This is a genomic window from Variovorax sp. 10L421, assembly GCF_056395365.1.
Genome location: NZ_JBFTJJ010000084.1, coordinates 1 through 398, shown reverse-complemented (window position 1 = coordinate 398; position 398 = coordinate 1). Strand labels below are relative to the sequence as shown.

At 67.1% G+C, this 398-nt stretch carries 1 protein-coding gene; it reads right to left on the bottom strand.

Going from position 1 to position 398, the window contains the following annotated elements; all coding sequences use genetic code 11:
• The coding region (locus tag AC1DFC_RS29830; RefSeq protein ID WP_478180594.1) for an AMP-binding protein at positions 1–398 on the bottom strand (398 nt) is incomplete at both ends.

Below are 398 nucleotides of genomic sequence, written 5' to 3'. Positions count from 1 at the left end.
CCACACGTCCTCGGGGCCGAAGCCGAACCAGGCATCGGTGGCGTCAAGCAGCCGTGTCACGTTGCGGTGGCACAGCTGCGCGCCCTTGGGACGGCCGGTGGAGCCGGAGGTGTAGATCACGTAGGCGAGGTTCTCGCCGTGCAGGTCGATATCGGGGTTGGTGTGGGGTTCCGCACTAACGTCGAGCGTGTCCAGGGCCAACACCTGCAGCGCCTCGATGCCCGGCACCTGCAGGTGGCTCTGCGTGAGCAGCAGCGCGATGCCGCTGTCGCGGACCATGTACGTCAGCCGATCTGTGGGGTACTCCGGGTCCAGCGGCACGTAGGCGCCGCCAGCCTTCAGGATCGCGAGGATACCCACCACCATCTCGATGGAGCGTTCCACCGCGATGCCCACCT